Genomic DNA, 15,869 nt, shown 5'->3' on the forward strand with positions numbered 1-15,869 from the left:
GACATGCTCATACCCACCAGAAGGAGATGCCACTGACCCACGAAATCCTGGCGTAACCGCAATGACCATCAGGCGAACAACCAATACGGATACAAGCGGGAGAACATCATGACTGACAACAACAAACGTCCGACCAAGCAGCGACCGACCGATAACGATCGTCGCGATTTCCTCAAGAAAGCCGGTTTCGCAACGGCGGCAGGTGTCGGTGCCGCTACCTTTCCGGCGCCCTATGTCCATGCGCAATCCAACGGCACGATTCGCTGGCGTCTGCAGACCTATGCCGGCCCGTCTCTGGCCGAACATGTCATCAAGCCGTCGATCGATGCCTTCAACCGGGCGGCCAATGGCGAAATGGAGATCGAGCTGTACTACTCGGATCAACTGGTACCGACCAGTGAGCTGTTTCGAGCCATGCAGCGCGGTACCATCGATGCCGTGCAAAGTGATGATGACTCCATCAATGCACCGGTGGATGTTTCGGTGTTCGGGGGCTACTTCCCGTTCGCGTCGCGCTACAGCCTGGACGTACCGACTCTCTTCCACCACTACGGTCTCAAGGAGATCTGGGAAGAAGCCTATGGCGAGGTCGACAATGTGACCTGGCTGGGTTCGGGCTCCTGGGATCCTTGTAACTTCGTGACGAGAGACCCGATTCGAAGCATTGCGGATCTCGATGGCAAGCGCGTATTCACCTTCCCGACGGCAGGACGTTTCCTCGAACGGTTTGGCGTCGTCCCGGTGACATTGCCCTGGGAGGATATCGAGGTCGCCATGCAGACCGGTGAACTCGACGGGATCGCCTGGGCCGGCATCACCGAGGCCTATACCGTGGGGTGGGCCGATGTCAGCAATTATTATCTGACCAACAATATTTCCGGTGCCTGGTCAGGCTCCTATTTCGCCAATACCGAGCGCTGGGAATCGTTGCCCGAGCACCTGAAGACGCTGTTCCGACTGTGCATGGATAGCTCCCATTACTATCGACAGCACTGGTACTGGTGGGGCGAGGCCCATTACCGGACCACTGGCGGCAAGCTGGAATTGACCTCGATTCCCGAGGAAGAGTGGCAGACGATAGAAAACGAGGCACTCTCCTTCTGGGACGAGATAGCTCAGGAAAGCGACCGCAGTGCCAGGCTGGTACAGATTCTCAAGGATTACCGTCAAACCATGCAGGATGCCGGACCTCCGTATCGCTATAGCTGATCGATCTCCGGTCCGCCGACCGGGGAAGCTCTCCCCGGTACCGGCGGGCTCCGGAACCGATTCCAATCCGAGCCAGGGAGCATGAGATGCGCAGCGGTTTCGGTTTCGACCTGCGAAGTATGGAAATTTTCGTCGAAACGCTGGAACGGGGCAGTCAAACGGCAGCAGCCGAGAGTCTGGGGTTGAAACAGTCCTCGGTGTCGCAGAGTCTGGCCAACCTCGAGGAAGCACTGGGAGTCTGCCTGTTCGATCGGCATGCCCGCCCAATGAAAGCCACCAGTGCCGGACGTTTTTTCTATGATCGTGCCAAGCACCTGCTGAAAGAGGCCCGCTCCACACGTCGGGAGGTGGTGTCAGGTCGTTTCGGGCAGCTGCATCAGGTACGCATGGCGCTGGTCGATTCGTTGGCCACCGCCGTCGGCAAACCCTTGATCGACGTCATCAAGCGCCATACCCATGATTACACCGTAACGACGGGGCTGTCCCATATGCATGGGCATGCGCTGCTGACTCGCCACGTCGACATCATCATCTCGGATGATCGGCTGGAAAACTACGATGGTCTGGAGCGCCATGCCGTCCTGGGTGAGCCTTTCGTGCTAGTGCTTCCCGCCGACTGGAAGGGACCGGTGGATAATTTGCGCTGGCTGTCACGGCAACTGGATTTCGTGCGGTATACCCCGCAGTCGCTGATTGGCCAGAGCATAGAGCGTCATTTGCGAGTGAATCAGCTGGAGTTACCGGCGCGGTTGCATCTGGACAATACTTTCGCGGTCCTGGGCAGCGTGAGTGCCGGTGCAGGTTGGACGATCACCACGCCATTGTGTCTGTATCAGGCGGGCCTGTCGCGACTCAATGTGCAGATTGCCCCGCTACCGATTCAACCGTTGCGTCGTGAACTGACGCTGGTGACACGGCGAGATGAATTGGGCGGGTTGCCTGCGCAGTTGGCACGCGATAGCCGTCGTCTCCTGGATCATCACTACCGTAGTGAATTGACACGCCACCTTCCTTGGGTTCAGGAGGATGTCGTTACATCACCGTGAAGGGGTGATCCGTTATGCGAGAGTATCGGCCTTTCCGATAGCGATGCTGTCAACCGATACGATGCTGTTTGCGCCTGATGAAAAAACGGACACACACTGCAATGAGCGCGCTGGCCGCGCGATTGATGAGAGCCACCGGCACAATGACAACATCCAATGACAAGAGCCATGAACGAGGGTAGCTCAATGAGCCGAATGCAAGCACGAGACATCAAGACGGCAGAGGATGCTCGCCAGATCGTCGAGGAGCGGGGGCTGAGTCACGTCAAGGTCGGCATGTTCGATATCGATGGCGTGATGCGGGGGAAGTACATGCGGCGTGACAAGTTCCTGGCGGCTCTGGAGGGTGGCTTCTCCTTCTGCGATGTCGTGCTGGGCTGGGATAGCAAGGATGAACTCTACGACAATGTCTCGTTCACGGGATGGCACACCGGTTATCCCGATGCGCCCTTGACCATAGTGCCTGATAGCTGTCGCGAGCTGCCCAGTGAAGGCGACGACATGCTGTTATTCCTGGCGGAATTCTCGGGACCGGCCAGCGAGATCTGTCCACGCGGCCTGTTGAAGCGCGTTCTGGCCAAAGGTCGCGAGATGGGCTTCGACGTTCACGGCTCCCTCGAGTACGAATTCTTCATGTTTCAGGAAACGCCGGAATCCGTACGTGAGAAGGGGTTTCGCGACCTGAAGCCATTGACGCCCGACATGATGGGTTATTCGATGCTGCGGAGCTCGGTGCACAGTGAGATTTATCATGAATTGCTCGCGTTATCCGAGTCCATGGACTTTCCCATCGAAGGCCTGCATACCGAGACGGGCCCGGGAGTGCTGGAAGCGGCGATTGCCGTGGATGAGGCGCTGGCGGCCGGCGACAAGGGGGCCTTGTTCAAGACGTTTACCAAAGTATGGGCACAACGACGTGGCCTGATGGCAACGTTCATGGCCAAGTGGTCACCGGATTACCCGGGGCAGAGTGGTCATATTCACTTGTCGCTGCGCGATATTGCCTCTGGCAAGTCGGCATTCTTCGATGCCGCGAAACCGCACCGGATGAGTGAGGTACAACGCCACTTCGTCGCTGGACAGCAGCAACTGATGCCGGAATGGCTTGCCATGTTTGCTCCTACCATCAACAGCTATACGCGACTGATTCCTGGCTTTTGGGCGCCTACCGATGCGACTTGGGGAGTCGAGAATCGCACCGCTGCATTACGGGTCATCCCCGGCAGCGATAAATCCCAGCGTGTCGAGTATCGCCTGGGCAGTGCCGACGCCAATCCCTATCTGGCATTGGCAGCCGCGATCGCTGCGGGTCTTTGTGGCATCGAGCAACGGCTGGAACCCGATGAGCAGGTCGAAGGCAATGCCTATGAACTCGACCATCCAGAACATCAGGCATTACCGCGGACGTTATGGGACGCCGCTCAGCGTTTGCAAACGTCTGTCGATGCCCGTCAATGGTTCGGAGATGCGTTTGTCGAGCATTTCGCTGCCACGCGTGAGTGGGAAGAGCGGCAGTTCCGCCGGGCTATCACGGATTGGGAACTGGATCGGTATTTCGAAATTATTTGATGACAAGCTACAAGCTACAAGCTACGAGCTACGAGCTACGAGCTACGAGCTACGAGCGTCGGGCCAGGCGATGAAGAGAGGTGCGGTCATGGCAATGCAAAAGACAGTGTCTCCGGTGGACGGTTCGGTCTATGTGGAGCGGGAACTGGCCGATTCGGCAACGATCGATGAGGTGCTGAGGCGGGCGGAAACCGCTCAGCATCAGTGGCGTGAGACCACCATCGATGAACGGGCGCGGTTGTGTTCGGCGATGGTCGACGCGTTCGTGGCGCGTCGTGATGTACTGGCCGAGGAGTTGACCTGGCAGATGGGGCGTCCGATCGGCGCCGGTGGCGGGGAAATCGGCGGGTTCGAAGAGCGGGCGAGAGGGATGATCGCGCTGGCCGACGAGGCGCTGGCGCCGATCAGGCTTGCTGACAAGCCGGGGTTTACCCGTTACATCACGCGGGAACCCCTGGGGGTATCGCTGATCGTCGCGCCCTGGAATTTCCCGTTCATGACCGCGGTCAATGCCATCGTGCCGGCGATCATGGCAGGCAATACCGTGGTTCTGAAACATTCCGCCCAGACGCCGCTATGCGCTGAGCGCATCCAGCAGGCCTTTGACGATGCCGGGCTTCCCGATGGTGTCTTCCAGCATCTCCACATGTCGCATGAAGCGACCGAAGCCGTGATCCGCGATCCCCGTATCGCGCATGTTTCCTTCACCGGTTCGGTGGCGGGTGGCGCGATGGTCGAGCGGAATTCGGCGGGACGTTTCATCGCGACGGGACTGGAACTGGGCGGCAAGGACCCCGCCTATATCCGTGCCGATGTGGACCTCGATGATGCCGTTCCCGGCGTCATGGACGGCGCTTTTTTCAATTCCGGACAGAGTTGCTGTGGCATCGAGCGTATCTACGTCCATCGTGACATTTTCGACGTTTTCGTTGAACGAGCGGTTGCCTGGGTCAAGCAACTCGAGCTGGGATCTCCCACGGATCCCGACACGACCCTGGGGCCACTGGTCAAACCGGCGGCCGCCGATTTCGTGAGGGGGCAGGTAGAGGGAGCCGTGGCAGCCGGAGCACGGGCCTGGATCGATCCGGGGGATTACCCCTTGTCCGTCCCCGGCAGCGCCTATCTGGCGCCGCAGGTGTTGACGGGAGTCGATCATTCCATGCGGGTGATGACCGAAGAGAGCTTCGGGCCCGTTGTCGGGATCATGGCGGTCGACTCGGATGATGCGGCCGTGCAACACATGAACGACAGCGTCTTCGGCCTGACGGCGGCCATTTTCACCCGTGACATTGAGGTCGGGGAGGCGTTGGCGAAACGGCTCGAGGCCGGCACCGTTTTCACCAACCGGTGTGACTATCTCGATCCCGAGCTGGCGTGGACTGGCGTCAAGCACTCGGGACGCGGCTGTTCGTTGTCACGGATCGGCTATGAAACCCTGACCCGGCCCAAATCATTTCATTTGAAGCATGCCTGAAGCCGTAAGCCGTGAGCTTCCGGCTCTGACACGACAGAGAGGTCATCATGAGCCACAACGATTTGACGCAATTCACCATGGCCTGGAACTACCCGGCGCCCATCATGACCGGCGTGGGGCGTATCCGCGAGCTACCCGGCGTGTGTCGCTCGCTGGGCATGGATGCTCCATTGCTCGTCACGGATCCCGGTGTGGCGGCGCTGCCGATCGTTCAGTCCTGTGTCTCCGCATGCCGCGAGTCTGGTTTGAACCTGGGGGTGTTCAGCGACATCAAGGGCAACCCCACGGGCCGGAATGTCGCCGCCGGTGTAGCGACGTATCGTGAGGGCAACCACGATGGTGTCATCGCCTTCGGCGGTGGCTCGGGGCTGGATGCTGCCAAGGCCGTCGCGTTGATGGCGCGTCAGCGTGATGATCTGTCGCTGTGGTCGATGGAAGATGTCGGAGACAACTGGAAGCAGGCCGACGGTGATGCCATTCCTCCCATCGTAGCGGTGCCCACGACGGCCGGCACCGGATCGGAAGTCGGGCGGGCGTCAGTCATCACCGACGAGGAAGCGCATGTCAAACGCATCATTTTCCATCCTGGCATGGTGCCGGCGTCCGTGATCCTTGATCCTGAACTGACACAGGGGATGCCTGCGTGGCTGACGGCGGCTACCGGCATGGATGCGTTGTCTCACTGTCTGGAAGCCTGGTGTTCGCCGATGTATCACCCCATGGCTGAAGGCATTGCCGTCGAGGGTATTCGTCGCGTACGCGACTTCCTGCCAAAAGCCTACAGCCATGGCGATGACCTGGAAGCACGCATGCACATGCTGGTGGCATCGAGCATGGGAGCGACCGCTTTCCAACGAGGCTTGGGCGGCATGCATGCGTTGGCACACCCGTTAGGCGCTTTGTATGACGCCCATCATGGCACGCTCAACGCTATCCTGATGCCCTATGTACTGCGTGCCAATGAGCGTGTCATCGGGGAGCCCATGGTGAGATTGGGACGTTATCTGGATCTCCGCCAGCCAGGGGTCGGTGCGGTGATCGACTGGGTGCTCGATCTGCGTGAACGCCTGTCCATTCCCCATACACTGGCCGATATCAGCATCGATACGCATCAGGCGGAGACGGTGGGGCGTATGGCGGTTGCCGATCCCTCATCCAATACCAATCCGATCCCGTTCGATGAAGCGCGGTACGCGGATATCTTCGTACGTGCTGTGGAAGGGCAGCTATAGCTGTTGTTGCGGGTAAGGGCCGTGGCATGAACCGTTGCGGTGCGATATCAACAGAGGAGATTCGCCGATGCGCATAGGGCTTTTGCAATGCGATGACGTTGCGCCGGAACTGCGCGATGATCATGGCAATTACCCCGACATGTTTGAACGCCTGTTCACATCGGTGGATCCGACGCTGACCTTTCGGGTATGGCGGTGCCTGGATGGCGAGATTCCCGATGACATTGAGGCGGTGGATGCCTGGCTGACCACCGGTTCCAAGTTTGGCGTCAATGACGGTGATGTCTGGATCGATACGCTCTGCGGGTTCGTGCGTCAGCTTTGGCAAGCCGGGAAACCACTGGTCGGCATCTGTTTTGGGCATCAGTTGATTGCCAAGGCCCTGGGTGGCGACGTCATCCAGAGCCCTAAAGGCTGGGGAGTCGGTATGTCCTTCAATCGGGTGCTGGAACGTGCCGACTGGATGGATCCCTGGCAGGAAGGGCTCGACCTGGTCGTGAGCCACCAGGATCAGATCATCACGTTACCGCCACATGCCAAAGTGCTGGCGGAAAGTGATTTCTGTCCATTCTATGTGATGCAGGTCGGGGAACATTTCCTGGGGGTGCAAGGGCACCCGGAATTCGCCAAACCCTACTCTGCAGACTTGATGGCATTGCGCAAGCATCTCGTGGGAGCCAACCGCGTTCGGGAAGGGTTGGCGTCGCTGCATGCGCCGGTCGACGATCAATTGATGGTACGCTGGATTCTTAATTTCATGCGTCAGGCAGTGCAAGGGCGCGAGTGATGGGGAAGGGCCGGCCCTGGCCCGATGTCGCAGGGCCGGCTGCGCGTATTACATCGAGAAATACTTGTCGTAGATCTCGTCGTAAGTGCCATTGTCACGAAGGGTTTCGAGCGCTTCGTTGAACCGTTCTGCCAGGGCTTCGTCACGCTTGCGGAAGGCGATTCCGAATCCGTCGCCGAAGTATTCCTTGGGTTCGGTAATCATATTACCGATGACCTGGTAGTCATACTCCTCGTTGTCGATCAGCGTGGCCTTGCCGACCGGAAAGTCGAGGAAGGCGATATCCGCCCGCTGGGACTCCATATCGAGGACCAGATCCTCGGCAGTATCATAGCGGTTGATGTCAGCAACGTCGCCATACATGTCAGTGGCGTAATTATCCTGCAATGTGCCGCGCTGAACCCCGATCGTGAAGCCATCCAGGCCCTCCTCGGAGACATCGTCGATCTCGGAGTCGGTGGGGATGAACCAGGCCGAGGGCGGCGTGATGTACGGATCGGAGAACAGTACCTGCTCGCGACGATCATCGTTGATGGTCATCGACGACATGATGGCGTCGTACTTGCGAGACTGCAGTCCGGGGATGATGCCATCCCAGCCCTGTACGACCCACTCGCATTCGATGCCGATTTCCTCGCACAATGCGTTGCCCAACTCGATGTCGAAACCGGTCAGGTTGCCATCGGCATCACGATACTCCATCGGTTCATAGGGCACATCGACGCCGAAGCGCACGGTTTCGTCGTCCTGGGCTTGAACCGAGGCGCTGGCCGTCATGGCAAAGGCCGCCCCCATCATGGTGAGTGTCAACAGTCTATTCATGGATTGAGTCCCCTAGGTTGTTGTTCGGAAGCTGACGAACAGCTCCCATGTAGCGATATCGACCTGACCAAGTTATCGCACCCTGGCCTGAGTCGGAAGAGGGAAACAGGATCCGGTGGGACCATGTTTCCAACGCTCGTTTGACGGCTATCCCATTACTGTTCCAATGGCTTCAAGTGGGCAAGTAATCGCTTCTCCAGGTACCGGAAGAGGTAGAGGATGGCGAAGGTCAGACAGAGATAGATGGCCGCCACGAAAAGGAAGGCATCAAAGGGTGCGTAATAGCGTGCATAGATGAAACGTGCCGCTCCGGTCAGGTCCATGATGGTCACGACACTGGCAATGGCGCTGGCATGCAGCATGAAAATGACCTCATTGCCATAGGCTGGTAAGGCACGCCGAAATGCACTCGGTAGGATGATGCGCCGCATCATCAAGCGGCGCGACATGCCATAGGCCCGCGCCGCTTCGATTTCGCCTCGTGGGGTGGCCTTGATCGCGCCGCGGAAAATTTCCGTCGTATAGGCGGCCGTATTGAGCGTAAAAGCGATCAGTGCTGGAACGAAAGGTTCTTCGAGCAAGACCCACAGCCAGGTTTCCTGGATGCCATCAAAGAATACGACACCGTAATAGATCAGGTAGAGCTGAATCAGTAGTGGCGTGCCGCGAAAGACATAGGTGTATAGGAAGATCGGAGTTCGAATCCACCGGCGTTGTGAGCTGCGGCCGATCGCTAGTGGCACAGCGAGTACCAGGCCGATGATCAACGACAGGAACACCAGCTGTACGGTGGTGACCAGCCCGCTGCCATAATAGCCCAGCGTCTGAGCAGTGAAGATCGTATTGTCGGCCAGTAACTCGGTAAACCATTCGCTGAGTGCTTGCATCAATCCGCCTCCCCGAAGCCGACGCTATAGCGCTTCTGCAGCCGTGCAAAACCCCATTCCGATACGCTGGCGATGGCAAGGTAGACGGCGCCGACAAGTAGCATGAAAGTGAAGGGTTCACGCGTGGATTTCGACGCTTCGGACGCGATGCGGACCATATCCGACAGCCCAATCACCGAGACCAGCGCCGTGGTCTTGAGCAGGACCATCCAGTTGTTGGAGAGCCCCGGCAACGCATGGCGCATCATCTGCGGAAATCGGACCCGTTTGAAGACCAGCCAGTGATTCATGCCGTAGGCGCGGGCTGCCTCTATCTGACCATATTCGACAGCGAGGAATGCGCCACGAAAGGTTTCTCCCATGTAGGCTCCGAAAATCAAGCCAATCGTCAACACGCCGGCAACGAATTCATTGATATTGATGAAGATATCGATGTCGAACTGGTAATAGAGCCAATCGGTGATGACGTTGACTCCCATTTGGCCACCGAAAAACAGCAAGAGCATCAACACCAAGTCGGGAATGCCGCGAATGACCGTGGTGTAGAGTGTCCCCAACCGGTGCAGGAACCAACTGCGGGACATTTTGGCGCTGGCGGTGAGCAACCCCAGGATGACGGATAGCACCAGCGATAGCACCGCCACTTCCACCGTAACGAGCGCCCCCTCTGCCAAACGAGGGCCATAGCCGTGTAGGTCGATCATCTCAGGAGCCTCTCAGTGCTTGGGTGCCAGGAACTGTTTCAAGCGCTCGGAGCGGGGGGTGTCGAGCACCTCGGCGGGCGGCCCGGCTTCCTCGACAATGCCTTGGTGCAGATAAAGCACCTGGGTCGACACATCACGGGCAAAGGCCATCTCATGCGTGACGACGATCATGGTACGTCCTTCATCAGCAAGGTCGCGCATGACCTTGAGCACATCACCGACCAATTCGGGATCAAGGGCCGATGTAGGTTCGTCGAACAGCATGACTTCCGGGTCCATGGCAAGCGCGCGGGCAATGGCTCCACGTTGCTGTTGGCCGCCCGACATTTGTGCAGGATAGTAGTCGGCTCGGTCAGCGAGGCCGACCCTTTCGAGCAGGGCGCGGGCATGCTCGATGGCTTCCTTTTTGGATTTGCCGAGTACATGTACCGGCGCCTCGATGACGTTCTCCAGCAATGTCATGTGTGCCCAGAGGTTGAAGCTCTGAAAGACCATCGATAGCTTGGCTCGCATGCGTACGACCTGATTCCAGTCGGCGGGTTCGCGGCCATGCCTGGTCTGCTTGAACTGGATTTCCTCGCCGTGAACGAGTAACTCACCTTCGTTGGGTTGCTCCAAGAGGTTCATGCAACGCAGGAAGGTACTCTTGCCTGAACCTGACGCGCCTATCAGCGTGATGACATCACCCTTGTGGGCTTGCAGCGAAAGGCCTTTCAACACTTCGGTCTCACCAAAGCGCTTCGTGATATTACGAACTTCGAGCGGCAAAGGGGTAGCGGCCATAAATCGGGCTCCGGTACTTGTTTGACCACGGCATCGATGAATGACGACATGGTTGGGAGTCTGCGTGGTAGGCGCGAAAAGGAAGCGATTTTAACAGGCTCGGTGCCGAATGGCAGAGTCCTCGTTAGCTTCCCGGGCTGCATGATGGTCGTAACAAGTAGGATCGGATTGCATAGAAGTCCTCTGCATTATTGTTGTCATGCTGAACGATGATGCTGTCATTGTCGCAGGCGGTGTCGTCGTTCCGGGGGTGGTTGTGATGGTACCACCAACAGGGCGGCACGCGCGCCGATCTCGACATTGGCATTGGGAAATACGACCGCGAGAGGCTGGTCACCGACGATGAAATCTCCGGTCAACGGGTCATGGGCCAGCTGTTCCCCCGGCGCGAACTCGCTGAAATTGGGAATGTCGTCGTCGAAACACAAGCGAAATTCTTCCGAGGCACGCATCAACTCGTGTTCGACTCGAAAGAAGGCCATTCGGGAGGGGGAAGTACCCGGCGGTTCACGTCCTTCCGCCAATGCATTCAGCAAGCACTGCATGGGACGGAGCGGGATCAGGTCATTGGCGCCGAAGGGAGCGACCCGGCCCAGCTCCAGCGTAAAGGACTGAGCTTGATGGTAATGCCTGGTGTAGTGAGAAAAGGTCCAGCTATGCTGGTGCTGATGCAACACGGCCTGCAGATCGGCGGCAGCGAACCATTGCCATTGGTCATCGCCGGTGACGGCGGTCTCGTCATAAGGTTCGACCACGAATCGGGGATAGCGGCTATCACGAATCGCGGTATGAAGGTCGTAATGCAGTTTGGGCAGTCCGCTATGGCGCGAATAGAAAGCGTCAACCGCGTCCATCAGTTGCCGTGCCCGCTCTGTTTCTGCACCGTTAGCCAGGATGTCGCGCTGGAACAGGCGGTTCAGGTTGGTTTCGAGAAAGCGTTGGCCGGCTTGGATCGCGGGGATATTGCCCAGAATCACCAGTATCGGTGCTCCTAGCCGAAGCCGTCCGGCTGCGAGTTGTGACATCAATTCGCCCAACAGTTCGATGGGCGCCGTTTCGTTGCCATGGATACCTGCCGAGAAGACGCAGGCTCTGGCATGAGGCAGTCTCCGGTGCGGCTGTAGTTCCAGTACTCCCGGTCCGAGCAGGCGGTATCGGCCGAAGGGGACGCTGCCTTCCTCGGGCATTGCCGCCGAGCGCTCATGTAGTGTCAGGTCCAGCCAGTCGATGAGCATGTAGGTTTCCCGTCGATCTCCGTGATGGCGATTGTCTTGTTGATTGTGTGTCGACCTTGAGACCGGGACTACCTTTCCGTGGAGACAGGCTGACAGCAATAGCTCATGTCGGGCTGATGAAAAACGCGGGTGCGATAATGAAAACCTGTGGCCAGCAGCATGGCGATGCCATGAACCGATCGACAAAATCGTATGCATTGCTCGAAATCATTCGCTTAACTTGATGGCTCGCTTGATTAGACTGAGTGGGTGTTCATTAGCGGTCTTTTAACATCGCGCTTGCAGCTAAGGAGAGACATTCATGACCAAGGTTCTCGTGCTCTACTATTCCATGTATGGCCATGTCGACACGCTGGCACATACCGTGGCCGAAGGGGCCCGTCAGGTGGCCGGCGTCGACGTCGATATCAAACGCGTGCCGGAGACCATGAATCCCGACGACGTGGCCAAGGCCGGAGGGAAGCAGGATTACGACACGCCGGAAGCCAGACCGACGGACCTGGCTGATTACGATGCCATCATTTTCGGCAGTCCCACTCGGTTCGGCAACATGGCCGGCCAGATGCGGACGTTCCTGGATCAGACCGGCGGTCTATGGGCCAGTGGCGCGCTGCGTGGCAAGGTGGCGAGTGTTTTCACGTCGACCGGCACTGGTGGTGGTCAGGAGACGACCATTACCTCTTTCTGGCTTACTTTGGCGCACCACGGCATGGTGATCGTACCGTTAGGTTATGGCATTGGTGAGCAGTACATCTTCGATCAGGCAGGCGGTGGCAACCCCTACGGCGCATCTATCATTGCCGGGGGTGACGGCTCGCGCCAACCCGATGAGCGTGAGTTGACGATCGCACGCTTCCAGGGCGAACACGTTGCCGGCATTGCGGCCCGGTTGGCTTCTTCATGATCCTTCCGGTATGACAATGGCACCCTGAGCCGTTACGTCATTGGCATCACCCCGAGGTGGGTGGTGCCTTTTTGTGCCCTCTACCAGAATGATGCTGGCCTTTCCATGCCGGGCCCGACTCCCTCCTGAGGCAAGCAGGCAAATCATACGCTCTCCCACTGGTTCCGTTGACTGATCTCAGCGTATGTCATCCTGAGTCGCCGAGACCGTCAAGAAAGCGAGATGTCTGCCGATATCCCCTTCCTATATATCGACTTTGGTCGCATGACGTAAGGGGTGATGATTGATGACTAGTACGGAGTTGTTGACGATGCAGGATGCCGCCTCAGGCATTGATGATAAGGAGGCACTTGCATCAAAGTCGGAGGAACGCCGGGGGTTGCATGATGGAGGGTGGACCCTGAAGCGTAAGTTGTGGACGACGTTGGGTCTGATGTGGCTCGTGATGATTGGGCTCGTCGTGAGCATGGCCCTACAGGGGCGTGAGACGATGATCGAGGATCGCAAACAGTCGTTGGCCAATACCGTCGGCATGGTTGAAACCTTATTGCAGGGATATCAGACGCGTGTCAGCGCTGGTGAGTTGAGCAAGGAACAGGCACAGGGGCTGGCTTACGAAGCGCTTGATGCCATGCGCTTCGGTAAGCAGCGCGATAACTACCTGTTCGTCTTCGATGCTGATGCCGACATTGTTTACCATCCACGGCGCGCGCCCGGGTCAAACATGAGTGACTATACCGACCCGAATGGTGTCGCAGTTTATCGGAATTTGGCAGACATAGCGGAGAGTGGCAGTGGATATCTGGATTATGCCTCCAAGCGGGGTGATGCCGACAGTAGTGCTAGCCCCAAGCTGAGCTATGTGGAGCGCTTCCCTGATTGGGGCTGGAACATTGCGGCAGGTGTTTATATCGATGATATCCAGGCGGCTTTCATTGCCAGGTTGTGGCAGTACACACTGGTTCTGGTCATTGCCGGTGGGGCGCTGACGCTGGCCTTTTTGCTGCTGGTTCGCAGTGTCTATCGTAGTCTCGGTGGTGAGCCAACCCATGCGGCAAGTGTTGTGCGGCGGATAGCCGACGGCGATCTGACACAGGAAACTCCGTTGCGCCATGGCGACGACAGTAGCCTGATGTATGCCATTGAATGTATGCGTCGTGATCTGAGAACGGTGATTGCGGGCATACGTCGCGCCAGTGAATCGATTGATACTGGTGCACGAGAGATTGCCAACGGCAATAGCGATCTATCCGCCCGCACCGAGCAACAGGCGGGATCGCTGGCCGAGACTGCCTCCAGCATGGAAGAATTGACCACCACGGTGAGTCATAACGCTCACAACGCCGATCAGGCTAACCAGCTTGCCGCCCAGACAACGGAGTCAGTCGCCGAGGGGCAGTCCGTGATCTCTCAGATGGTGACAACAATGGGAGATATTCGCGAGAGTTCCAGAAAGATCTCCGATATTATTAGCTTGATCGACGATATTGCCTTCCAGACCAATCTGCTGGCACTCAATGCGTCTGTGGAGGCGGCACGAGCTGGCGAGCAAGGGCGCGGATTTGCTGTGGTCGCTGGAGAAGTGCGCAACCTGGCAAGCCGTTCAGCTCATGCGGCCAGCGATATCAAGTCCTTGATCGAACGTTCGGTGGAACAGGTCAACACGGGAGCGGAACTCGTCGATCAGTCCGATACGTCGATGGCCACCATCCGCGACAGTGCCCAACGTGTCAGTGATCTAATGGACGAGATTTCGTCGGCCTCTCATGAACAATCGGCAGGCATCGAACAGATTAACCAGGCAGTGACTCAGATGGATCAGGTGACTCAGCAGAACGCTGCATTGGTACAACAAGCTGCTGCCGCGGCTGACTCCATGGAAGAGCAATCCGGTCATCTCCACAAGACAGTCGGCCGTTTCCGAGTCTCCACGCAGTGACATTAGATCAGCGAGGTATCTCGTGTCATCGACTGACTGTCCAGATTATGGGCTTTTGGCAACTTCCGAGACCGTGAACGCCCCTGTCCGTTGCAACGGACAGGGAACTTGGCTGCCTCACTCAGCCAGCAATTCGTTCGGCGATGGCGCGGCCCAGAGTGTCTGTCGTGCCACGGCCGCGGATGTCAGGTGTCATGACGTTGGGGTCCGCCTCGGCGAGGACGGACTCGATGGCATCGACCATGGCCTTGCCGGCATCCACATGGCCCAGATGTTCCAGCATCATTGCTCCCGACCAGATCTGACCGATGGGGTTGGCGATGCCCTTCCCGGCGATATCCGGCGCGCTGCCATGTACCGGTTCGAACATGCTGGGGAAGTTACCGTCCGGATTGATGTTGGCTGAAGGGGCAACGGCGATGGTACCCGTGCAGGCGGGGCCCAGGTCGGAGAGAATGTCGCCGAACAGGTTGCTGGCAACGACGACATCGAACCAGTCGGGGTGCATGACGAAATTGGCCGTCAGGATGTCGATATGGAACTGGTCGACATCGACGTCGGCATAATTCTTGGCCATCGCTTTCACGCGTTCATCCCAGTAGGGCATGGTGATAGAGATGCCATTGGATTTGGTGGCCGACGTGAGTTTCTTGCGTGGGCGGCTCTGTGCCAGGTCGAATGCGTACTTGAGGACGCGATCGATGCCGGCGCGCGACATCACGGTTTCCTGAATGGCGATTTCGCGTTCCGTGCCTTCATACATGCGACCGCCGATACTGGAGTATTCGCCTTCGGTGTTTTCGCGCACGACGTAGAAATCGATTTCACCGGCCTGGCGATCGGCCAGTGGACTCTTGATGCCCGGTAGCAATTTACAGGGACGCAGGTTGATGTACTGGTCAAAGGCACGCCGGAACTGCAGTATCGATCCCCACAGAGAGATATGATCCGGGACCTTGTCCGGCCAGCCGACGGCACCGTAGAAAAGTGCATCGAACCCTTTTAGCTGGTCGAACCAGTCGTCCGGCATCATCTGGCCGTGCTGCAGATAGTAGTCGCAGCAGGCGAAGTCGAAATGCTGGTACTCGAGATCGATACCGAAACGCTTGCTGGCCGCTTCCAGGGCGCGCAACCCTTCCGGTACCACTTCGGTACCGATACCGTCACCGGCGATCACTGCAATACGTTGCTTCATTGTTGTCCTCCTGCTGGCGTGGTGTTACGACAGTCTAGCCGCTATGCGACAATTGATAATCACGCTATGATTCAAATTATTGT

General features: G+C 57.9%; 14 protein-coding genes. 8 read left to right on the forward strand and 6 right to left on the reverse strand.

What is annotated here, in order from left to right; translation table 11 throughout:
- Positions 1-108: 108 nt before the first annotated feature.
- The 6 genes from FVV99_RS04775 to FVV99_RS04800 all read left to right on the forward strand — a co-directional run bounded on the left by FVV99_RS04775 (position 109) and on the right by FVV99_RS04800 (position 7,317).
- Positions 109-1,209, forward strand: coding sequence for a TRAP transporter substrate-binding protein (locus FVV99_RS04775; protein WP_148252892.1), 1,101 nt, complete (start codon positions 109-111; stop codon positions 1,207-1,209).
- A gap of 86 nt (positions 1,210-1,295) precedes the next feature.
- Complete coding sequence (locus FVV99_RS04780; RefSeq protein ID WP_148252893.1) at positions 1,296-2,255, forward strand: LysR family transcriptional regulator; 960 nt, start codon at positions 1,296-1,298, stop codon at positions 2,253-2,255.
- Positions 2,256-2,441: 186 nt separating this feature from the next.
- Positions 2,442-3,824: a glutamine synthetase family protein gene (locus tag FVV99_RS04785; RefSeq protein ID WP_148252894.1), complete on the forward strand. Its 1,383-nt coding sequence runs from the start codon at positions 2,442-2,444 to the stop codon at positions 3,822-3,824.
- Between the two features lie 88 nt (positions 3,825-3,912).
- A complete protein-coding gene (locus tag FVV99_RS04790) occupies positions 3,913-5,298 on the forward strand; it encodes an aldehyde dehydrogenase family protein (RefSeq protein ID WP_148252895.1) in 1,386 nt (461 codons plus the stop codon).
- Between the two features lie 47 nt (positions 5,299-5,345).
- A complete protein-coding gene (locus tag FVV99_RS04795; protein ID WP_148252896.1) occupies positions 5,346-6,530 on the forward strand; it encodes an iron-containing alcohol dehydrogenase in 1,185 nt (394 codons plus the stop codon).
- Positions 6,531-6,597: 67 nt separating this feature from the next.
- Complete coding sequence (locus tag FVV99_RS04800) at positions 6,598-7,317, forward strand: glutamine amidotransferase-related protein (RefSeq protein ID WP_148252897.1); 720 nt, start codon at positions 6,598-6,600, stop codon at positions 7,315-7,317.
- Positions 7,318-7,365: 48 nt separating this feature from the next.
- Here FVV99_RS04800 and FVV99_RS04805 read toward each other — a convergent pair whose 3' ends face one another.
- From FVV99_RS04805 to FVV99_RS04825, 5 genes are all read right to left on the reverse strand, one after another.
- Positions 7,366-8,139: a transporter substrate-binding domain-containing protein gene (locus tag FVV99_RS04805; RefSeq protein ID WP_148252898.1), complete on the reverse strand. Its 774-nt coding sequence runs from the start codon at positions 8,137-8,139 to the stop codon at positions 7,366-7,368.
- 155 nt (positions 8,140-8,294) lie between these two features.
- Positions 8,295-9,026 (reverse strand): ABC transporter permease, encoded by a 732-nt coding sequence (locus FVV99_RS04810; protein ID WP_148252899.1) that lies wholly within the window; start codon positions 9,024-9,026, stop codon positions 8,295-8,297.
- Complete coding sequence (locus FVV99_RS04815) at positions 9,026-9,730, reverse strand: ABC transporter permease (RefSeq protein ID WP_148252900.1); 705 nt, start codon at positions 9,728-9,730, stop codon at positions 9,026-9,028. Before FVV99_RS04815 ends, FVV99_RS04810 begins: the two co-directional genes overlap by 1 nt.
- Before the next feature lie 12 nt (positions 9,731-9,742).
- Complete coding sequence (locus FVV99_RS04820; protein ID WP_148252901.1) at positions 9,743-10,513, reverse strand: ABC transporter ATP-binding protein; 771 nt, start codon at positions 10,511-10,513, stop codon at positions 9,743-9,745.
- 218 nt (positions 10,514-10,731) lie between these two features.
- Positions 10,732-11,748 carry a succinylglutamate desuccinylase gene (locus FVV99_RS04825; RefSeq protein ID WP_148252902.1) on the reverse strand — a complete coding sequence of 339 codons (1,017 nt, stop codon included), beginning with the start codon at positions 11,746-11,748 and terminating at the stop codon, positions 10,732-10,734.
- A 301-nt stretch (positions 11,749-12,049) separates the two neighbouring features.
- Between FVV99_RS04825 and wrbA the strand changes: the two genes are divergently transcribed.
- Positions 12,050-12,652, forward strand: coding sequence for an NAD(P)H:quinone oxidoreductase (gene wrbA, locus FVV99_RS04830; RefSeq protein WP_148252903.1), 603 nt, complete (start codon positions 12,050-12,052; stop codon positions 12,650-12,652).
- Positions 12,653-12,938: 286 nt separating this feature from the next.
- Positions 12,939-14,591: a methyl-accepting chemotaxis protein gene (locus tag FVV99_RS04835; RefSeq protein WP_236645295.1), complete on the forward strand. Its 1,653-nt coding sequence runs from the start codon at positions 12,939-12,941 to the stop codon at positions 14,589-14,591.
- Between the two features lie 121 nt (positions 14,592-14,712).
- Here the strand turns inward: FVV99_RS04835 and FVV99_RS04840 are convergent, their stop codons facing one another.
- Positions 14,713-15,786, reverse strand: a complete 1,074-nt coding sequence (locus FVV99_RS04840; protein ID WP_148252904.1) for a tartrate dehydrogenase — start codon at positions 15,784-15,786, stop codon at positions 14,713-14,715.
- Positions 15,787-15,869: the final 83 nt, after the last annotated feature.

Origin of the sequence: Aidingimonas lacisalsi (assembly GCF_008079445.1) — a bacterium.
GTDB lineage: Bacteria > Pseudomonadota > Gammaproteobacteria > Pseudomonadales > Halomonadaceae > Aidingimonas > Aidingimonas lacisalsi.

What these genes read in the sequence shown, in the direction of transcription:
- FVV99_RS04840 (WP_148252904.1), bottom strand. Translation starts at nt 15,786, where the DNA reads ATGAAGCAACGTATTGCAGTGATCGCCGGTGACGGTATCGGTACCGAA.
- FVV99_RS04780 (WP_148252893.1), top strand. Translation starts at nt 1,296, where the DNA reads ATGCGCAGCGGTTTCGGTTTCGACCTGCGAAGTATGGAAATTTTCGTC.
- FVV99_RS04795 (WP_148252896.1), top strand. Translation starts at nt 5,346, where the DNA reads ATGAGCCACAACGATTTGACGCAATTCACCATGGCCTGGAACTACCCG.
- FVV99_RS04835 (WP_236645295.1), top strand. Translation starts at nt 12,939, where the DNA reads ATGACTAGTACGGAGTTGTTGACGATGCAGGATGCCGCCTCAGGCATT.
- FVV99_RS04800 (WP_148252897.1), top strand. Translation starts at nt 6,598, where the DNA reads ATGCGCATAGGGCTTTTGCAATGCGATGACGTTGCGCCGGAACTGCGC.
- wrbA (WP_148252903.1), top strand. Translation starts at nt 12,050, where the DNA reads ATGACCAAGGTTCTCGTGCTCTACTATTCCATGTATGGCCATGTCGAC.
- FVV99_RS04805 (WP_148252898.1), bottom strand. Translation starts at nt 8,139, where the DNA reads ATGAATAGACTGTTGACACTCACCATGATGGGGGCGGCCTTTGCCATG.
- FVV99_RS04810 (WP_148252899.1), bottom strand. Translation starts at nt 9,026, where the DNA reads ATGCAAGCACTCAGCGAATGGTTTACCGAGTTACTGGCCGACAATACG.
- FVV99_RS04790 (WP_148252895.1), top strand. Translation starts at nt 3,913, where the DNA reads ATGGCAATGCAAAAGACAGTGTCTCCGGTGGACGGTTCGGTCTATGTG.
- FVV99_RS04815 (WP_148252900.1), bottom strand. Translation starts at nt 9,730, where the DNA reads ATGATCGACCTACACGGCTATGGCCCTCGTTTGGCAGAGGGGGCGCTC.
- FVV99_RS04825 (WP_148252902.1), bottom strand. Translation starts at nt 11,748, where the DNA reads ATGCTCATCGACTGGCTGGACCTGACACTACATGAGCGCTCGGCGGCA.
- FVV99_RS04785 (WP_148252894.1), top strand. Translation starts at nt 2,442, where the DNA reads ATGAGCCGAATGCAAGCACGAGACATCAAGACGGCAGAGGATGCTCGC.
- FVV99_RS04775 (WP_148252892.1), top strand. Translation starts at nt 109, where the DNA reads ATGACTGACAACAACAAACGTCCGACCAAGCAGCGACCGACCGATAAC.
- FVV99_RS04820 (WP_148252901.1), bottom strand. Translation starts at nt 10,513, where the DNA reads ATGGCCGCTACCCCTTTGCCGCTCGAAGTTCGTAATATCACGAAGCGC.